The sequence below is a fragment of the Novosphingobium sp. P6W genome (assembly GCF_000876675.2).
Lineage (GTDB): Bacteria > Pseudomonadota > Alphaproteobacteria > Sphingomonadales > Sphingomonadaceae > Novosphingobium.
The window spans coordinates 1,483,477-1,500,339 of sequence record NZ_CP030352.1 but is presented as its reverse complement, the minus strand read 5'-3'; the positions used below and the strand labels follow the sequence as shown (position 1 = coordinate 1,500,339).

Genomic DNA, 16,863 nt, shown 5'->3' with positions numbered 1-16,863 from the left:
AGGCACAGGCGATGCGATAGGCAACCCATGCTCCCGCCTGCGCAGAACCCGCTGCAAGCCCCGATCCGTACCAAGATCCGCTGCTTGCGCCCTCTTTCCCTGCGCGCGCTGGCTTTAGGCATCGCTGCTGCACCCGTTTTTTACGCTGCCTTACCCGGCGCTGCTTTGGCCCAGGACGTTTCGCGTCAGGTCGACACCGGCCCGATGGAAGGCCAGCCCCCCGCACCGCCGCCGGCCACCGCCGACGCGGAGCCCGTCGCCTTCGAGGCGGATGACGTACAGTACGAGCAGAACAGCGAACTGGTCACCGCCACCGGCAATGTGGTGCTTCGCCGCCGCGACGAAAAGGGCCAGGCCCAGTCCGTCCGCTCGGACAAGGTTACCTGGGACCGCAAAAGCGGCAAGATCCTGGCCACCGGCAACGTGCGCCTCGTCGATCAGGACGGCAACCAGCTCTACACCGAGCAGGTCGAGCTGACCGATCAGCTCAAGACCGGCATGATGGAGAACATGCTTCTCGTCATGCGCGAAGGCGGCAGGATGGCCGCGCTCAAGGGCGAGCGAATCGCCAATGGCGACGTCATCCTCAACCAGGCAGCCTACACGGGCTGCGACGTCACCGATGACGACGGTTGCCCCAAGAAGCCGACCTGGCGCATCGTCGCCAAGCAGGTGGTCTATTCCGAAGAACAGAAGCGCGTGCGCTTCAAGGACGCGCGGATCGAGCTGTTCGGCATCATCCAGCTGCCTCTGCTGGGGCTGACCATCGGCACGGATGGCGGTTCGGTTTCCGGCTTCCTGATGCCCGACATCCGCTCCAGCCCGTCGAACGGCTTCGAACTCGCACAGTCCTATTTCTGGAAGATCGCCGAAAACCGCGACCTTACCGGCACTCTTTCGGCCTTTACGGGGGCCGCGCCTATGGCCTCGGTGCAATACCGGGCGCTCACCGATCGCAGCGCGTACCAGATCACCGGCTACGCGACGTCCAGCAGCAGGATTCCCATCGCCGGCGGCTCGGACATCACCAGCCCCGACGGCAAGCGTGCATTTCGCGGCTACATCTTCGCCAACGGCCGCCTGCAGCTTGACGACAACTGGAGCGTGACCGGCTCGATCCGGCGTGCCACCGACCGCACGTTCCTGCGCCGCTACGATCTTAGCCGCGACGATCGCCTGCGCTCGGCCATCGAGGTGGAGCGGATCGACGACGACAGCTACTTCTCCTTCGCCGGCTACACCACGCAGACCATGCAGTCGGACCGTGTGCAGGGGCAGATCCCCGTCGCCCTGCCGGTGATCGATTATCGCCGCCGCATCGACGACCCCCTGCTGGGCGGCAAATTCGAACTTCAGGCCAATACGCTGGGCATCATGCGGTCCGATGGGCAGGATACCCAGCGCGCCTTCGCCAGCGGGCAATGGTCGCTGCGCAAGCTGACCGGCATGGGCCAGGAAGTGACGCTGACCGGCCTCGTGCGCGGCGACGTCTATCATTCGGACGAGAATCTCAAGACCGACACCGCGCTCTACCGGGGCACGGAAGGATGGCAGGGACGCGGCATCGCCACCGCTGCCCTGGACGTAAAATGGCCGTTCGTGGGCCAGGTCTTCGGCGGCACCCAAGTGCTGACCCCGCGTTTCCAGGTCGTTGCCAGCCCGAAGATCAAGAACCTCGCGATTCCCAACGAGGATTCGCGCGCGATCGAACTGGACACCGGCAACCTCTTCGCGCTCAACCGCTTCCCCGGCTACGACCGGATCGAGGACGGCGTGCGCTTCACTTACGGCTTCGACTGGCAATTCGAACGCCCACGTTGGCGGATCAAGACGACCGTTGGCCAGTCGGTCCGCCTGTCCAACCGTGCGACCGTGCTGCCCGACGGCACCGGCCTTGCCAACAAGACCTCTGACATCGTCGGCCGCACCGAGATCCGCTACCGCGACGCCATTAATTTCGTGCACCGCTTCCGCGTCGACAAGGATACCCTGGCGGTGCGCCGCAACGAATTCGACGCGGTCATCGGCAATACCCGCTCCTACCTGGAAGTCGGCTACACCAAACTGAACCGCGACATTTCCGAAGAAATCGAGGATCTCCAGGACCGCGAGGAATTGCGGGCCGCAGGACGCATCGCTTTCGCAAAGTATTGGTCGCTGTTCGGCTCGGCAGTCGTCAACATGACGGCGCGTAAAGAGGATCCCGACAACGGCTCGAACGGTTTTCAGCCGCTGCGTACCCGCGTCGGCGCCGCTTACGAGGACGACTGCATCCAGATTTCGCTCACCTGGCGGCGTGACTATGTGGCGCTGGGCGACGTAAAGCGGGGCGATTCGTTCCAGCTCGGTTTCGCCTTGAAGAACATCGGGGCACACTGATCCGGCGTAAATGCCGGCTTCGATATCCCGCTTTGGGCGGGCATGTCGAAGCCGGCGCCGACATCCCTCAATGTACGTGCCGGAAACATTGGCACTCCCGAGCAAAGCCGCTATCGGGTGTGCTCATTTTCAGTTAAGCCGCCCCGGGGCACGTGGGGATAGGTACGCAATACGATACGGCAGGCCGCTCCAGCAGGGCGCCTGCCCGGGATGATCCGGCTTCGGCCGGTCGAAGACGGGATTGAAATCACGGTGCAAGCAGTCAATACGCTCAGCCAGACCAGGCGCAGCAGGTTCATCAGGCGAGCATTCGTTTCCGTCGGCAGCCTGGCCGCACTCGCTTCGGCGCTCGGCGCCGGCATGGTTCAGGCGCAGTCCGCGCCCCAGGGCGAGATCGTCATCCCTGACGACGTTAAGATTTTCGGCAACGACAATCCCAACCTCCGCCGCGCCACGGCCGTGGTGAACGGCGACGTGATTACCGGCACCGACGTCGACCAGCGCCTCGCCCTCATCGTCGCAGCCAACCAGGGCAAGATCGACGACGAGGAAATGAAGCGCCTGCGCCTGCAGATCCTGCGCAACCTCATCGACGAGACGCTGCAGATCCAGGAAGCCAAGGCTGCCGATGTATCTGTCGCCGACGCCCAGATCGACCAGTCCTACGCCCGCGTGGCGCAGCAGAACTTCAACCAGAACGTCGGCGCAATGGACGCTTACCTCAAGCGTATCGGCTCCTCGCCGGAATCGCTGAAGCGCCAGATCCGCGGCGAACTGTCGTGGCAAAACCTGCTGCAGCGCAACGTCCAGCCCTTCATCAACGTCTCCGACGACGAAGTGAACGAGAACCTTTCCCGCCTCAAGGCGGCCAAGGGCACCGAAGAATACCGTCTCGGCGAGATCTACATGTCGGCGGCGCCGGACGCGCGCCAGCAGGTCTATGAAAACGCCACGAAGATCGTGCAGCAGCTGCGCTCGGGCGGCAGCTTCGTCGCTTATGCGCGCCAGTATTCGGAAGCCACCACCGCATCGGTAGGCGGCGACCTGGGCTGGGTCCGCCTTGCCCAGCTTCCCAGCGAACTGCAGGTCGTCGCGCGTGACCTTGAAACCGGCCAGCTGGTCGGCCCGGTCGAAGTGCCCGGCGGTTTCGACATCCTCTACCTGATCGACAAGCGTCAGGTCCTCACCGCCGATCCGCGCGATGCGGTCCTGTCGCTGAAGCAGATCTCGCTGCCCTTCCCCAAGGGCGTCAGCGAGGCCGAGGCCGGCAAGCGCGCCGAATCCTTCGCGGCCGGCATCAAGGCGGCCAAGGGCTGCGGCGATGTCGACAAGGTCGCAACCGGTCTTGGCGCCCAGGTCGTTACCAACGATCAGGTCAAGGCACGCGATCTGCCCGCCCAGATCCAGACCTCGATCCTCCAGCTTTCGCCCGGCGAAACGCTGCCCCCGTTCGGCTCGCTCGACGAGGGTATTCGCATCCTCATGCTCTGCGGCCGCGACGATCCGCAGGTCAACGACGGCCCGAGCTTCGAACAGCTCCAGGCGCAGCTAGAGGACGACCGCGTCAACAAGCGCGCGCAGACCTACCTGCGCGATCTGCGCCGTGACGCGATCATCGAATACAATTGATCTTCGGGCGGGGCTGCTGACATGACCCCTGGAAAGACGGGGGCGGCCCCGCACACCATTTTGCCGCTCGCCGTTTCGCTGGGCGACCCGGCGGGCATCGCCCCCGAAGTCATCGTCACGGCATGGGTTCGGCGCGAAGAACAGGAGCTTGTCCCGTTCTTCGTCGTCGGCGGCGCGGCCGTCCTGCGAGCGGCCGCCGCCACGCTTGGTCTCGACCTTGCGATAGCGCCCATTGCTCACCCGCAAGATGCGCTGGCCACATTCGCCGCCGCCCTGCCCGTTCTGGGCGACGAGGACTGCGCACCCTCTTTCGGCGAGCCGACCGTAGACGGCGCCCGGCTCGCCCTCCATTCGCTCACACGCGCTACGCAGTTGGCGCTGTCCGGGGAGGCGGGCGCGGTGGTTACCGGGCCGATCGCCAAGTCCAGGCTGGCGGCCGTCGGGTTCACCCAGCCCGGACAGACCGAATTCCTTGCCGACGCCTGCGGCGTTCCGCACGAAGACGCGGTGATGATGCTGGCCGGTCCGTCGCTGCGCACTGTGCCGCTGACCGTCCACGAAGCACTCAGCGCCGTACCCGGCCTCGTCACCCGCGAACTGATCGAGCGCAAGGCCCGCATCGTCGCCCTCGCGCTCGCCCGCGATTTCGGCCTTGCCGCCCCGCGCATCGCGATCACCGGCCTCAACCCCCACGCGGGTGAGGACGGGCGCATGGGCACTGAAGACCGCGACGTCATCGCCCCCGCCATCGCCGCGCTGCGCAGCGAGGGGCTGACTGTCACCGGCCCGCATCCCGCCGATGCCCTTTTCGCAGCGCACGAACGAACCCGCTACGACGTGGCCTTGTGCATGTACCACGATCAGGCACTGATCCCGATAAAGACGCTGGATTTCGATAAGGGCGTGAACGTCACCCTCGGCCTGCCCATTGTGCGCACCTCGCCAGACCACGGCACCGCCTTCGCCATCGCCGGTAAACACCAAGCCAGCGCCGGCGCCATGATCGCCGCGATCCGCATGGCGGGTGAATGCGCCGCCAGGAGATCCCTTTGACCACCGTTCCCACCCCCAGCCTGCCGCCCTTGCGCGAAGTCATCGCCCGGCATGGCCTTTCGGCCTCCAAGGCGCTGGGCCAGAATTTCCTTCTCGACGAAAATCTGCTGGACCGCATCGCCGCGATCCCCAGTTCGCTCGGCGACCAGCATGTCCTCGAAGTCGGCCCCGGTCCTGGCGGCCTGACGCGGGCGTTGCTGCGTGCAGGCGCCAGCGTCACCGCTGTCGAAATGGACCCGCGCTGCCTGCCCGCGCTCGCGGAAGTGGAAGCAGCGTTTCCCGGCAAGCTGAAAGTCATCGAGGGCGATGCTCTCAAGATCACCCCGGCCTCGCTGTTCGACGGCCCTTATCACATCGTCGCCAACTTGCCGTACAACGTCGGCACGGCGCTGTTTATCGGCTGGCTTTCAGGTGAAACCTGGCCGCCGCAGTGGGCTTCGCTGACCCTGATGTTCCAGGAGGAAGTGGCCCGCCGCATCATCGCCGAGCCGGATACCTCCGCCTATGGCCGCCTTGCGGTTCTGGCGCAGTGGCGCTCCACCGCGAAGCTGGCGATGAAGGTCCACCGCAGCGCCTTCACCCCCGCGCCCAAGGTCATGTCGGCAATCGTCCACGTCACCCCGGCCGAAGCGCCTGAAGGCGTATCGATGCGGGTGCTGGAACGGGTGACGGAGGCCGCCTTCGGCCAGCGCCGCAAGATGCTGCGCCAAAGCCTGAAGGGCGTGCCCGGCGCGCTGGAGGCTTTGGAGAGCCTGGGGATCGACGCCCAGCGCCGCGCCGAAACGCTTTCGGTGGCAGAGTTCGTCAGCGTTGCGAAAGTGCTGACCAAACCCAAAAGCTGAGCGCGTCCCGGATCACCCCTGGCGCCGCGAACAACCCCGCAACGAAAAAGGGCGGCGCATCATGCGCCGCCCTTTCCTTTTTCGCAGACCGCGTGTGCGGATCAGCCCCTCTTGGGGGCACCCGCTTCACGGGCAAGGCGGTCCTGACGGTCGATCGCGCTCTCCGTGGTCACGAAGCTGTCGGGCTTCACGCCCAGCCAGATCAGGATCGGCGCGGCCATGTAGATCGAGCTGTAAGTACCGACGAAGATGCCCAGCACGATCGCGGCGGTAAAGCCGAAGATCACGTCAGGGCCCAGCAACAGCAGCGCCAGCAGGGTGATCAGCATCGACAGCGAGGTCACGATGGTACGCGCCAGAGTCTCGTTGACCGAAAGGTCGAGCAGCTCGGGCATCGGCATCTTGCGATACTTCTTTAGGTTCTCGCGGATGCGGTCGTAGACGACGATGGTGTCGTTGAGCGAGTAACCGATCAGCGTCAGCAGCGCGGCCACGATGTTGAGGTCGAACTCCATCTGCGTCAGCGCGAACATGCCCATCGTCAGGGTCACGTCATGAATAAGGCTGAACAGCGCGCCTACGCCGAACTGCCATTCGAAGCGCACCCAGATGTAGATCGCCACCGCAATCGCCGCCAGGCCAAGCGCCAGCATGGCGCTGCGGCCGAGTTCGCCTGAGACCTTACCGGAAACCGAATCGACGCTGCCGATCTTGGCCCCGGGGTGGTTCTTGACGATATCGGCCTTGATCGTGTTCGCCATCGCGCTGGCGAGCTTGGGATTTTTATCCGTACCCACTGGCAGCTTCATGCGGATCGAGATTTCGTTCGCCTGGCCGAAGCGCTGGATGATCGGCTCGCCGTAACCCAGCTTGTCGACTTCCTCGCGCAGCTGCGCCACCGGCGCATCGGTGCTGCCTTCGAACGTCACGCGGATCACCTGCCCGCCGACAAAATCGACGCCCAGGTTCAGGCCCTTGGTGGCGACCAGCCCGATCGACGCCGCGATCAGCAGGAAGCTGACGACGTAGAACGGGATCCGCCACTTCAGGAAGTGGATGTTGGTGTGGTCGGGAATCAGCTTGAGGAGCTTCATATGTCCTCTCCCCTTACAGGTTCAAGTCTGCGGGCCGCGCTTTGCGCAACCAGCCGGCGACCCACATGCGGGTCAACGTGACGGCGGTGAAGACCGAAGTCGCGATGCCGATCAGCAGGACGATGGCGAAACCGCGCACCGGACCCGTACCGAAATAGGCCATCAGGACGGCGGCGATGACGTTGGTGATGTTCGCGTCGAAAATCGCGCGGCTGGCTTCCTTGTAGCCCATCTCCACTGCCTGCACGACACGCCGCCCCCGGTGGCGTTCCTCGCGGATACGCTCGTTGATCAGCACGTTCGCGTCCACCGCAGCGCCGATCGTCAGCACGAAGCCGGCGATGCCCGGCAGCGTCAGCGTGGTGCCGAATACGGCCATGACGCCCAGGATCATCATCAGGTTCACGACCAGCGCGACATTGGCATAGATGCCGAAGCGCCCGTAGGTGACGAGGATGAAGATCATCAGCAGGCCGGTGCCGACGGCCATGGCGACAACGCCCTTGTTGATCGAATCCGCGCCGAGATCGGGACCGACGGTGCGTTCCTCGACGACGGTCAGATCGACCGGGAGCGCGCCCGACCGCAGCGCGATGGCGAGCTGCGTGGCGGACTGGACGTTGAAGCTGCCCGAAATCTGCGCGCTACCGCCCAGGATCGGTTCATTGATGGAGGGCGCGGAAAGCACCTTGCCGTCGAGGATGATGGCGAAGCGCTTGTTGACGTTCTCAGTCGTGAGCCGGGCGAATTTCTCGCCGCCCTGCTGGTTGAAGGTGATCGAGACGACGGCTTGGTTGGTCTTTGATTCGAAGGACTGCTTGGCATCGGTGAGTTCATCGCCCTTGATGCCGCCCAGACGCTTTACCGCGATGACCGGGGCCTGTCCGCCCGCTGCACCAGCGTCGGCATAAGGCACCACCTCGTCGCCGGGAGGAACGATGCCCTGTGCCAGGTCGCTGGGCACGGCGGTCTCGTCAACCAGCTTAAATTCGAGCTTTGCCGTCTGGCCAAGCAGCGCTTTCAGCGCCGCAGGGTCCTGCAGGCCGGGAACCTGAACGTCGATGCGGGTGCCGCCAAGACGCCGGATGTCGGGCTCCTTGGTGCCCAGTGCGTCGATACGCTTGCGCACGACGTCAACCGCGGTCTCCATCGCATTGCTGACCGCCAGGTCGATGCCCGCTGCCGTTGGCGCCAGTATGAACTGGTTGCCATTAACGACCTGAATGTCCCAGTCGCGCTGGCCGGAAAGGCCCGCGCCGGTGGTCAGCGGCAGGATCGCCTCACGCGCTGCGTCGACCTGCCCGCTGTCGCGCACGGTGAAGGACAAGCGCCCTCCCCGGCTCGACACATCGCCGATGGCGATGCGCGGTTCGGCGGTACGCAGCTTGGTGCGCACCGAATCCTCCATGCCCTCCAGTCGCTGCTGGACCACCTGGTCGCGGTTCGCCTCGAGCAGGAGGCGCGAGCCGCCCGCAAGGTCGAGGCCCATGTTGATCTTCGGATGCGGGATGGCCTCGGGCCAGCGGATGTTGGTGACGGAAAGCAAGGTGGGCAGCGCGAGCGCGCACAGGACCAGCGTCAGCCCCCAGTACCAGACCTTCTTCCAGGTGGAAAATTCAAGCATTGCCTATCGCTTCTCTCCAAAGGGACGCAGGCGTTGCCGCGTCCTGGAATTGCGGCCGGATCAGTCGTTGGCGGGCTTGGAGCCGGCCGGCGGGATCACGTCGACGATCGTCGACTTGAGCGCCTTGACCTTCACGCCCTGCGCCAGTTCGACCTCGGCGTAGTTGTCGTCGACCTTGACGATCTTGCCGACGAATCCGCCGCCGGTCAGCACTTCATCGCCCTTCTTGAGCGAGGAGAGCTTGTTCTTATGCTCCTTCTGCTGCTTCATCTGCGGGCGCAGGATGAGGAACCAGAAGATCAGCGCCATGGCCACGAACGGCATGTACGTAATCCAGGCCGGCGGCGCACCGGCGGGTGCGGCGGCGGCAAGCTGAGCGAGGATCGAGGTCTGCATGGAAATGATGGGCCTTCTTTGTTTCGTGCCGGCTTCGCGGCGTGCCTGTCGGCGAATCGCACGCCAGCCGGCCGTGCATCCCGTCGGAAAAAATCCCGGACCGGACGCAACCGGATGCGCGCGGGTAGCAATAAAGCGCACCGCTGGCAACGCGCGCTCACCGCGCTTCCCCCGCCGACACGCAGGCAGATAGGGTCTGACGCAGCACGTTCAAGCGCCCCGCAAGCACGGCGAAAAACTCTGGTCCGATGACGGGAGGCTCTGAAGCGCCGGGAAAAAGCGGCACCGGCAAATTCCTGGCAAGAGGCGCTTGCGTATCCGAAAGGACCTGCCTATAGGCCGCGCTCTGGTCGGGACGTAGCGCAGCCTGGTAGCGCATCACACTGGGGGTGTGGGGGTCGGAGGTTCGAATCCTCTCGTCCCGACCAAGAAAAACCGCCGTTTCCTGCTTCGTGTGGGAGACGGCGTTTTCGTATTGGAACTGGCGGCGCGGCGAACCGGGCGCGGCGCCCTTTCGCCGCATGAACGGGTGAGCAAGTCCATGACCCCAGCAAATCCAAGTCCCACTGACGCACGCAATGCAGCCATTTACGTTGCCGTCATCGACGGCGCGACCTTTGGCGAGCTTGCCCAGCGCTATGGCATCAGCAGGGTTCGGGTTCAAAAGGCATATGCCCGCGAACGCACGAACGCCTGGGAAGCGCGCCGGCACGGAGACACCAGCTACCTCGGCAGGCCCATACCGTCAGACGTCTGACCGTCGCAAGCGGTCCCAATACGAGCGCGGCCTCAACGACACCTAACCGTAAGCGCAATTTACCCGGCCTAAGCCGAAAACGGTTTTCCTACACGAACCGATATGGTTATATGATCGCGAGTTACTGAAAAAGGACTCGCTCATGGCTCTGCTCGATTCGCTGCTCGGCCCCGTCACCCGCATCATCGACAAGGTCGTCCCAGACCCCGAAGCGCGCGACCGTGCCAAGCTGGAACTGCTCAAACTGGAGAGTTCGCAGGATCTGGAAATGCTGCAGGCCAGCCTTTCGGCCATCGTCGCCGAGGCCAATTCCGCTGATCCCTGGACCAGCCGCGCACGGCCCAGCTTCCTCTACGTCATCTACGTCATGATCCTCTGGGCTTTGCCGATGGGCGTGATCGGCGCACTCAGCCCGGGCACCGCCCGCGCCATCGGCGAAAGCATGAGCGCCTACCTTAACGGCATCCCGGAGCCGCTCTATGCTTTGTTCGGCACCGGCTACCTCGGGTATTCGGCGATGCGCCAGTGGGGCAAGACCCGTGGGTCCGACCGCTAAGCAAACGCTAACCATCGCGCGTTAAAGGGGAAGGCCAACCCTATCCGCACCACCCAGGAGCGTTCGAGTGTTTCGCATGACCGCGCGGCTTGCCGCTCTCTGCCTCCCCATTGCCCTCGCCGCCTGCGGTTCCTCACGTGAGGACGAACTGGAAAAGCAGCTCGCCCAAGCCCAGGCCGCCGCAGCTGAAGAAGCCGCCGCCCTCAAGGCCCGGCACGAGGCATCCGCCGCCCGCGCCAGGGACAACGACCAGTCGCTCGCTGCCTTCTACGCGGGCGATGGCGGCTCCGAGGACAGCGCGCCGGACGAGGACCTGGGCGGCCCGGCACCCGAAGCGCCCGAGGCGCGCCCTGCCCCCGCAGCAGACATGCCGCCCGGCCCGCCCCTTCCCAACCCGCAATGACCGCGGCACGCTGGACTGCGGCGGCTTGCGCCCGCCGGTCGCCCCGCTAAAGCTCGGCGCCTGACGTTCACGGGAATTTCGAAGCGATGGCGAACAAGCTGGTCTATGTGCTCAACGGCCCCAACCTCAACCGGCTGGGCAAGCGCGAACCCGAAATCTACGGTTCGCAGACGCTGGACGATATCGGCGCCATGCTGGCCGCACGCGGCGAGGCGTTGGGCATGACCATCGAGATGCGCCAGTCCAACCACGAAGGCGCGCTGGTCGACTGGCTCCACGAAGCGCAGGACAGCGGTGCTCACGCGGTGCTGCTGAACGCCGGGGCCTATACCCACACGTCCATCGCGCTGCTGGATGCAATCCGTTCGATCAAGGTGCCGGTGATCGAGGTCCACCTCTCCAACCCGCACACGCGAGAGGAATTTCGCCACAAGTCCTGGGTTGGCATGGGCGCAAAGGGCACCGTCGCCGGTTTCGGCGCGCAGAGCTATATGGTGGCTTTGGAGGCCGCCGCCGGGTTCTGAAGCGGCGCGCAGCCGACCTGTTCGCCATCATTCCCGCGCACGGAAACGATACGGTGAACCGGAGTGGCTGCGTATCTGCCGTCTTTCGGCAGGCCAGCCTCATCCACCAGCGCCACGAAACATATCCGCTGGCGCGCAAGGCTCAGCAACGCGCGGCGCACCTGCTCCGAGTTGGCATCGTCCGCAAGGCGTACCATCAGGAAATCGACGACGGGAGCGGTGTCTGCAGGGGCGGAACGGCGAACCCTCGACGGCAAATCCTGCACGGCGTCCGTGCCGACCGTCCAGCCATCGTGAACCGGATCGAACAGAGGCGCCGACGCTGCGGCGGGGGCATCGACGTTTACACTCAGGCCGCCGGTGCTGCCCAGTTCGAACGCCGGCCGCTGCGGTTCGGGCGTGCGCAGGAAGAACCACCAGGCATTCGCCGCCAGCAAGGCGACAGCCACCGCGACCAGCAGCGAACGCCGCGAGGATTTTGTCATCGCCGCCACTTCGTTCAGCCCAGCGGGACGCCCGGAATATTCTTCGCGGTGCGGATCGTCAGCGAGGTCTTCACGCTATCCACGTTGGGCGCCGGGGTCAGCTTGCTGGTGAGGAATTCCTGGAAGCTCTGCAGGTCGCGGCTGACGATCTTCAGTATGAAATCGATCTCGCCGTTGAGCATGTGGCATTCACGCACCTCGGGCAGACCCTTCATGTGGTCCTCGAAGGCGCGCAGCGATTCCTCGGCCTGGCTCTTGAGGCTGACTAGCGCAAAGACGGTGATCGTGAAGCCCAGCTTCGACGCGTCGAGATCGGCGTGATAGCCCTGGATCACGCCCGCTTCCTCAAGGCTGCGCACGCGGCGCAGGCACGGCGGCGCCGTCAGCCCCACACGCTGGGCCAGCTCGACATTCGTGATCCGACCTTCGGCCTGCAGTTCGGCAAGCAGGCGACGGTCGATTTCATCGAGATTGATCATTCGAATTTTCCCCGGCGGAGTGCTTCGGCATCACCGCGTTGCAACTTACACATCGAAAAGGTCAGTGTGCCGTAATATTATTATGCCATAGCGTAATCGTCCCGCTTTGCAACGCCTGCTGTGCTATGCGAACTGGCCTCTTCCGCTCTCCCACTGGTTTGCTAGGAGGTTCTCCCCCTGTTGTTTTCCTTATAGTAAACATAGGGGGTCCATAGGGACTGGTCTGCCATGACGGCAGCACCGCCGGAGACTGAATGCATTTCGACGATCGCCTTGCCACGGTTCTGCGCCTGCCTCCCTCTGGGGATGGCTTGGCGCGTATCCAGTTCAAGCAGCTCGTCGACATTCTCGGCCGGGCGCCGAACCCGCGTGAACCCAGCGAAACCGTGGAAGCGGGCTTCACCCGGCTGCAGGAACTGGGCCGCCAGATCCCCACTGCCGACCGTGCCCGCCTGCTGCGCGCGCCGCTTCAGGCGATGACCAATCCGCGCCTTCTGGCATGGCTGGCTCAGGCCGAACCCGACGTCGCCTGCGCAGCGATTCGCGCCGCCCGGCTGGACGATGAGGACTGGCTTGCGCTGATCCCCGCCCTTCCCGTGCGCGCGCGCGGCATATTACGCCACCGCCGCGACCTGCCGCCGCGCGTAGAGGCGCTGCTAAGCCGGCTGGGCGTGCGCGACCGCGCTCTGCCGCCCGCCGCTTATGAAGCTCTGCCCGGGGATGAGGCTGTAGATATAGACCCCGCGCCGGATTTCGGCCTGGGCCCCGACCTCGATTTCGAGCCCGATCCCGAAGCGCCGCTTCCCGAAGAACCGCGCGCGTCGTTCAATGCTCCGACCGGCAACATCGCCGTCGACCAGGACATGTCGGACGACGTGCTGGAACTGCTGGGCATGGACACCGCGCCGCCCGCTCCAACCTCGCTCAGCGACTGGGCCAAGGCCCGCGCGGCGCAGCAGCACAAGGATCTACAGCTCAAGGCCGCCAATGCGGACCATTCCGGGGATGGCAGGTCCGGCGGAGCCACTTCCGGCGAGGCCGGGATCGGCGCCATCGTCCGGCGCATCGAGGAATTCCGCAAGGCCCGCGCGATGCAAGGCGCCGTGGGCGCAGCCGCCAACGCCGACGCCAATGCGCCGCGCCTGCCGCTGGGCGACACCGCGCCCGTCACCGTGCGGCTGGCGCTGGCGATCGACTTCACCACCGATGTGCACGGCCGCATCGCCTGGGCGGACGGGCCCTATGCGTCCTCGGTAATCGGCCTCAATCTTCCCGCCGCGCAGGACGGGGGCGGCAATACGCAGGATCTTGCCGCGGCCATGCGCCAGCGCCTGCCGCTGCGCTCCGTGCGCATCGCCGTAGCCGGGGCTCCGGCGGTCAGCGGCGCGTGGCAGGTCGATGCCATCGCCCGTTTCGAGGGCGGCGGTTTCATCGGCTATTGCGGGCGCCTGCGCCGTCCTTCTCCGCCTATCGCTCCGCCCTCGGCGCCCGCCGCAGACACCGCCGAAGCCGACCGCATGCGCGAAGTGCTGCATGAACTGCGCACGCCTGCGAATGCCATCCAGGTTGCCGCCGAGATCATCCAGCAGCAGCTCTACGGCCCCGCTCCGCATGAATACCGTGCGCTTGCTGCCGCCATCGCAGGAGACTGCGCCCATATCCTCGCCGGTTTCGAGGAACTGGACCGGCTGGTGAAACTGGAAACCGGTGCACTGCCGCTAGACGAGGGTGAGTGCGACCTTGCCCGCGTTCTTGCCCAGACCGTGGTGCGCCTGCGTACCTGGACCGAACCGCGCGGCAGCAGCTTCGCGCTTACATCAGACCCTTCCGCCGCCAGCCTTCCGGTGCGGGTCGCCCGCGCCGAGGTGGAGCGGCTGATCTGGCGTCTGTTCGCCGCTCTGGCGGGCTCCACCGCACCGGGCGAGGCACTCGAACTGGGCTGGTTGGCGCGCGCGGGCATGGTGTGCGTAACCGTCGCCCTTCCGTCCGTACTGGCCGCGCGCGATCCCGATACGCTGTTCGAGGCGGTCGCCGGAGAGCGCGGGCAATCGCTTGCCACCGGCATGTTCGGGATTGGCTTTACCTTGCGCCTCGCCGTGGCCGAAGCCGCTGCGGCCGGGGGAATGCTGCAGCGCATCGACAATGCGCTGCACTTGTCCTTGCCTGCCTTGACCGTTGTAAATGCGGGCAATAGCACTTCGGCAACCTTTTCGCCCTAAAGCACTACCAGACCCTGTCACCCTGACGGATGCGACCCGCAGAGGGGAAAGTTTTTTGCCGGGACCCAATCTCCTGGAGCCGCCGGGCCCGCATGCCTTCGCCTCATTCGGCAAGGACTTCGGCCAGCGCTTCATCGTAACTGTCGACACCGAAGAGGAGTTCGACTGGTCGGCTCCGCTCGACCGCGAAAAACACAGCGTCGCCGCCGTGCCCGCGCTCCGCAAGTTCCAGCAGTTCTGCGAAAGCTTCGGGGTCATCCCCTCATACCTGATAGACTGGCCGGTCGCCTGTTCCTCCTTCGCGCCCGAGGCGATCGGCGATGCCGTGACGCGCGGCACCGCAGAGGTCGGCGTACAGCTGCACCCCTGGGTCAGCCCGCCCTTCGTCGAGGAAGTGACCGAGTTCAACAGCTTCGCGGGCAACCTGCCCTTCGAGCTTGAGCGCGAGAAACTGCACACCCTGCGCGACCGGATCGAGGGTGCCTTCGGCGTGGCCCCGCAGATCTACCGCGCCGGCCGCTACGGGCTGGGCCGGCGCACGGCCGAAATCCTGCGCGAATGCGGCATCGCCATCGATACTTCGGTACGCGCACGCTGGGACTACAGCGCCGCCGGCGGCCCCAATTACCGCGAACATCCGCTGCGCCCCTATTGGACCGATGCCGAGCAGAACCTGCTCGAACTACCGCTGACGACGGTATACTGGGGCCCGCTGCGCCAGGTCGGCAACGTGATCTACCCCCACCTCTGGCGCGCGCCGCAGGTGCGCGGCGTGCTCGCGCGGGTAGGTCTGCTCGAACGCATTCCGCTGACGCCCGAGGGCATCACGGCGGAAGAAGCGCTGCGCGGCGTCGACATCGCCATCGACGAAGGCCTGCCGGTGCTGGTATTTTCGTTTCACAGCCCCTCGCTGGCACCCGGCCACACCCCCTACGTGCGCAACGAGGCGGACCTCGACGCGCTTTACGACTGGTGGCGCGCGCTGTTCACGCACCTTGCAAAGCGCGGCGTGAAACCAACCAGCGTGGCCGATATCATGGCATCGGTGAAACCGGTCTGAAACCTGCGCTCGTCCCGGAGTTGGTCCGGGACGACAGCCTTGCTCAGGCCATCGCCAGGATCATGTTGCGCACCTGCGGGTAAACCTCGCGCTCCCACTTGGAGCCGGAGAACACGCCGTAATGACCCACGCCCGGCTGCAGGTGGTGCCGCTTCAAATGTGGGCGCAGGCTGGTGCACAGGAGATGCGCCGCCGCCGTCTGCCCCACCGCGCAGATATCGTCGCGCTCACCCTCGACGGTGAGCAACGCGGTCTTGCGGATCGCCGAGCAATCCACCTTGCGGCCCCGATGCGTCAGCTCTCCTTTCGCAAGGAGCGCCCGCTGGAACACCTTGTCGATCGTTTCGAGATAGAATTCGGCCGTCAGGTCGAGCACGGCCAGGTATTCGTCATAGAAATGCTCGATCTTGTCGACCTCGACCTGCTCAAGATCGGCGATGTGCTGGTAGAGCTTGCGGAACTGGGCGTAGTGCCGCGCCGAATTCATGGACATGAAGGCGGAAAGCTGGATGAAGCCGGGGTACACCTTGCGCCCCCCGCCCTTGTAGCGCCACGGCACGGTGTGGATGAGGTTCTTCTCGAACCATTCGAACGTCTGCGCATTGGCAAGATCGTTCACCACCGTAGGCGATTCGCGCACGTCGACCGGACCGCCCAGCAGCGACATCGTGCGCGGCTGGCAGGGGTCATCGTCCTGCGCCATCAGGGCAACGGCGGCAAGCACCGGAACACAGGGCTGGCACACCGCCAGCACATGCGCGCCGCGCTTCTCGGCCGGGTCGCCCAATTCCCGAAGGAAGCGGATCACGTAGTCGATATAGTCGTCGAGGCCAAAGTCCCCGGCGGAAGGCGGCACGTCGCGCGCGTTTTTCCAGTCGGTTATATAGACGTCGTGGTCGCGCAGCAGGGTTTCCACCGTGCCGCGCAGCAGCGTGGCGAAATGGCCCGACAGCGGGGCGACGACGAGAACCTTGGGCTGGGGCACGGTGACTTCGGACTTGGCGAAATGCAGCATGTCGCCGAACGGCAGCGAAAGCGCCACTTCCTCAACCACCGGGGTCATGGTGTTGCCCGCCATGACCTTGTTGATCGAGTAAGAAGGGCGGGCATGAGTGACCGCTGCTTTCTCGAACGTTTCGGCCAGCGCGAAAAGGCGCCGGACGGAAGGCATTTTCTCGGCGCCGCCCAGGAACTTGTCGCGAAGATCGGTTGCCGTGCGTGCGGCGAAGCGGGCCGGTGCCAGCATGTCGCAATATGCCTGGTAGGCCTGATAAAGCATATGCAACATTCCCCGCGATCCCGCTGCAACCGCCGCGATTCGGACGGGCGGCTGCAATCGGTACTGGATTCATGCTGCGCTGCA

At 65.1% G+C, this 16,863-nt stretch carries 15 protein-coding genes and 1 tRNA gene; 10 read left to right on the top strand and 6 right to left on the bottom strand.

What is annotated here, in order from left to right; all coding sequences use genetic code 11:
• The first annotated feature begins 27 nt into the window (after positions 1-27).
• The 4 genes from TQ38_RS07255 to rsmA all read left to right on the top strand — a co-directional run bounded on the left by TQ38_RS07255 (position 28) and on the right by rsmA (position 5,903).
• A complete protein-coding gene (locus TQ38_RS07255) occupies positions 28-2,379 on the top strand; it encodes an LPS-assembly protein LptD (RefSeq protein WP_043975384.1) in 2,352 nt (783 codons plus the stop codon).
• 210 nt (positions 2,380-2,589) lie between these two features.
• Complete coding sequence (locus TQ38_RS07250) at positions 2,590-4,008, top strand: peptidylprolyl isomerase (protein ID WP_240197984.1); 1,419 nt, start codon at positions 2,590-2,592, stop codon at positions 4,006-4,008.
• A 21-nt stretch (positions 4,009-4,029) separates the two neighbouring features.
• Positions 4,030-5,061 carry a 4-hydroxythreonine-4-phosphate dehydrogenase PdxA gene (gene pdxA / locus TQ38_RS07245; protein WP_043975385.1) on the top strand — a complete coding sequence of 344 codons (1,032 nt, stop codon included), beginning with the start codon at positions 4,030-4,032 and terminating at the stop codon, positions 5,059-5,061.
• Complete coding sequence (rsmA, locus tag TQ38_RS07240) at positions 5,058-5,903, top strand: 16S rRNA (adenine(1518)-N(6)/adenine(1519)-N(6))-dimethyltransferase RsmA (RefSeq protein WP_240197983.1); 846 nt, start codon at positions 5,058-5,060, stop codon at positions 5,901-5,903. Before pdxA ends, rsmA begins: the two co-directional genes overlap by 4 nt.
• Positions 5,904-6,004: 101 nt before the next feature.
• On the opposite strand, the gene secF is transcribed toward rsmA, so the two are convergent.
• From secF to yajC, 3 genes are read right to left on the bottom strand one after another with little or no spacing between them, the layout of a single operon-like run.
• Positions 6,005-6,997 (bottom strand): protein translocase subunit SecF, encoded by a 993-nt coding sequence (gene secF / locus TQ38_RS07235; RefSeq protein WP_043975387.1) that lies wholly within the window; start codon positions 6,995-6,997, stop codon positions 6,005-6,007.
• 13 nt (positions 6,998-7,010) lie between these two features.
• Positions 7,011-8,621 (bottom strand): protein translocase subunit SecD, encoded by a 1,611-nt coding sequence (gene secD / locus TQ38_RS07230; protein ID WP_043975388.1) that lies wholly within the window; start codon positions 8,619-8,621, stop codon positions 7,011-7,013.
• Between the two features lie 60 nt (positions 8,622-8,681).
• Positions 8,682-9,017: a preprotein translocase subunit YajC gene (yajC, locus tag TQ38_RS07225; RefSeq protein WP_043975389.1), complete on the bottom strand. Its 336-nt coding sequence runs from the start codon at positions 9,015-9,017 to the stop codon at positions 8,682-8,684.
• Positions 9,018-9,368: 351 nt separating this feature from the next.
• On the opposite strand from yajC, the gene TQ38_RS07220 reads away from it, so the two are divergent.
• From TQ38_RS07220 to aroQ, 4 genes are all read left to right on the top strand, one after another.
• Positions 9,369-9,445: transfer RNA gene (locus TQ38_RS07220), tRNA-Pro, on the top strand.
• Positions 9,446-9,916: 471 nt separating this feature from the next.
• The gene (locus TQ38_RS07210) at positions 9,917-10,330 is read left to right on the top strand and encodes a holin family protein (protein WP_043975390.1); all 414 of its coding nucleotides are present in this window, start codon (positions 9,917-9,919) and stop codon (positions 10,328-10,330) included.
• Positions 10,331-10,397: 67 nt separating this feature from the next.
• A complete protein-coding gene (locus TQ38_RS07205) occupies positions 10,398-10,733 on the top strand; it encodes a hypothetical protein (RefSeq protein WP_370059789.1) in 336 nt (111 codons plus the stop codon).
• An 86-nt stretch (positions 10,734-10,819) separates the two neighbouring features.
• Positions 10,820-11,257, top strand: coding sequence for a type II 3-dehydroquinate dehydratase (gene aroQ, locus TQ38_RS07200; protein ID WP_043975392.1), 438 nt, complete (start codon positions 10,820-10,822; stop codon positions 11,255-11,257).
• Here the strand turns inward: aroQ and TQ38_RS07195 are convergent.
• Both TQ38_RS07195 and TQ38_RS07190 read right to left on the bottom strand, forming a co-directional pair.
• Positions 11,221-11,742: a hypothetical protein gene (locus TQ38_RS07195; RefSeq protein WP_043975393.1), complete on the bottom strand. Its 522-nt coding sequence runs from the start codon at positions 11,740-11,742 to the stop codon at positions 11,221-11,223. The genes aroQ and TQ38_RS07195 overlap by 37 nt on opposite strands.
• Positions 11,743-11,756: 14 nt before the next feature.
• Entirely contained in the window at positions 11,757-12,221 is a 465-nt protein-coding gene (locus TQ38_RS07190) for an Lrp/AsnC family transcriptional regulator (protein ID WP_043975394.1), read from the bottom strand.
• A gap of 254 nt (positions 12,222-12,475) precedes the next feature.
• On the opposite strand from TQ38_RS07190, the gene TQ38_RS07185 reads away from it, so the two are divergent.
• Both TQ38_RS07185 and TQ38_RS07180 read left to right on the top strand, forming a co-directional pair.
• A complete protein-coding gene (locus tag TQ38_RS07185; protein WP_043975395.1) occupies positions 12,476-14,440 on the top strand; it encodes a HAMP domain-containing sensor histidine kinase in 1,965 nt (654 codons plus the stop codon).
• A 55-nt stretch (positions 14,441-14,495) separates the two neighbouring features.
• Positions 14,496-15,500, top strand: coding sequence for a polysaccharide deacetylase family protein (locus tag TQ38_RS07180; RefSeq protein WP_043975396.1), 1,005 nt, complete (start codon positions 14,496-14,498; stop codon positions 15,498-15,500).
• Positions 15,501-15,543: 43 nt separating this feature from the next.
• On the opposite strand, the gene TQ38_RS07175 is transcribed toward TQ38_RS07180, so the two are convergent.
• Entirely contained in the window at positions 15,544-16,779 is a 1,236-nt protein-coding gene (locus TQ38_RS07175; protein ID WP_043975397.1) for a polyhydroxyalkanoate depolymerase, read from the bottom strand.
• Positions 16,780-16,863: the final 84 nt, after the last annotated feature.

What these genes read in the sequence shown, in the direction of transcription:
- aroQ (WP_043975392.1), top strand. Translation starts at nt 10,820, where the DNA reads ATGGCGAACAAGCTGGTCTATGTGCTCAACGGCCCCAACCTCAACCGG.
- secD (WP_043975388.1), bottom strand. Translation starts at nt 8,621, where the DNA reads ATGCTTGAATTTTCCACCTGGAAGAAGGTCTGGTACTGGGGGCTGACG.
- TQ38_RS07250 (WP_240197984.1), top strand. Translation starts at nt 2,590, where the DNA reads ATGATCCGGCTTCGGCCGGTCGAAGACGGGATTGAAATCACGGTGCAA.
- yajC (WP_043975389.1), bottom strand. Translation starts at nt 9,017, where the DNA reads ATGCAGACCTCGATCCTCGCTCAGCTTGCCGCCGCCGCACCCGCCGGT.
- pdxA (WP_043975385.1), top strand. Translation starts at nt 4,030, where the DNA reads ATGACCCCTGGAAAGACGGGGGCGGCCCCGCACACCATTTTGCCGCTC.
- TQ38_RS07195 (WP_043975393.1), bottom strand. Translation starts at nt 11,742, where the DNA reads ATGACAAAATCCTCGCGGCGTTCGCTGCTGGTCGCGGTGGCTGTCGCC.
- TQ38_RS07255 (WP_043975384.1), top strand. Translation starts at nt 28, where the DNA reads ATGCTCCCGCCTGCGCAGAACCCGCTGCAAGCCCCGATCCGTACCAAG.
- TQ38_RS07185 (WP_043975395.1), top strand. Translation starts at nt 12,476, where the DNA reads ATGCATTTCGACGATCGCCTTGCCACGGTTCTGCGCCTGCCTCCCTCT.
- secF (WP_043975387.1), bottom strand. Translation starts at nt 6,997, where the DNA reads ATGAAGCTCCTCAAGCTGATTCCCGACCACACCAACATCCACTTCCTG.
- TQ38_RS07175 (WP_043975397.1), bottom strand. Translation starts at nt 16,779, where the DNA reads ATGCTTTATCAGGCCTACCAGGCATATTGCGACATGCTGGCACCGGCC.
- TQ38_RS07190 (WP_043975394.1), bottom strand. Translation starts at nt 12,221, where the DNA reads ATGATCAATCTCGATGAAATCGACCGTCGCCTGCTTGCCGAACTGCAG.
- TQ38_RS07210 (WP_043975390.1), top strand. Translation starts at nt 9,917, where the DNA reads ATGGCTCTGCTCGATTCGCTGCTCGGCCCCGTCACCCGCATCATCGAC.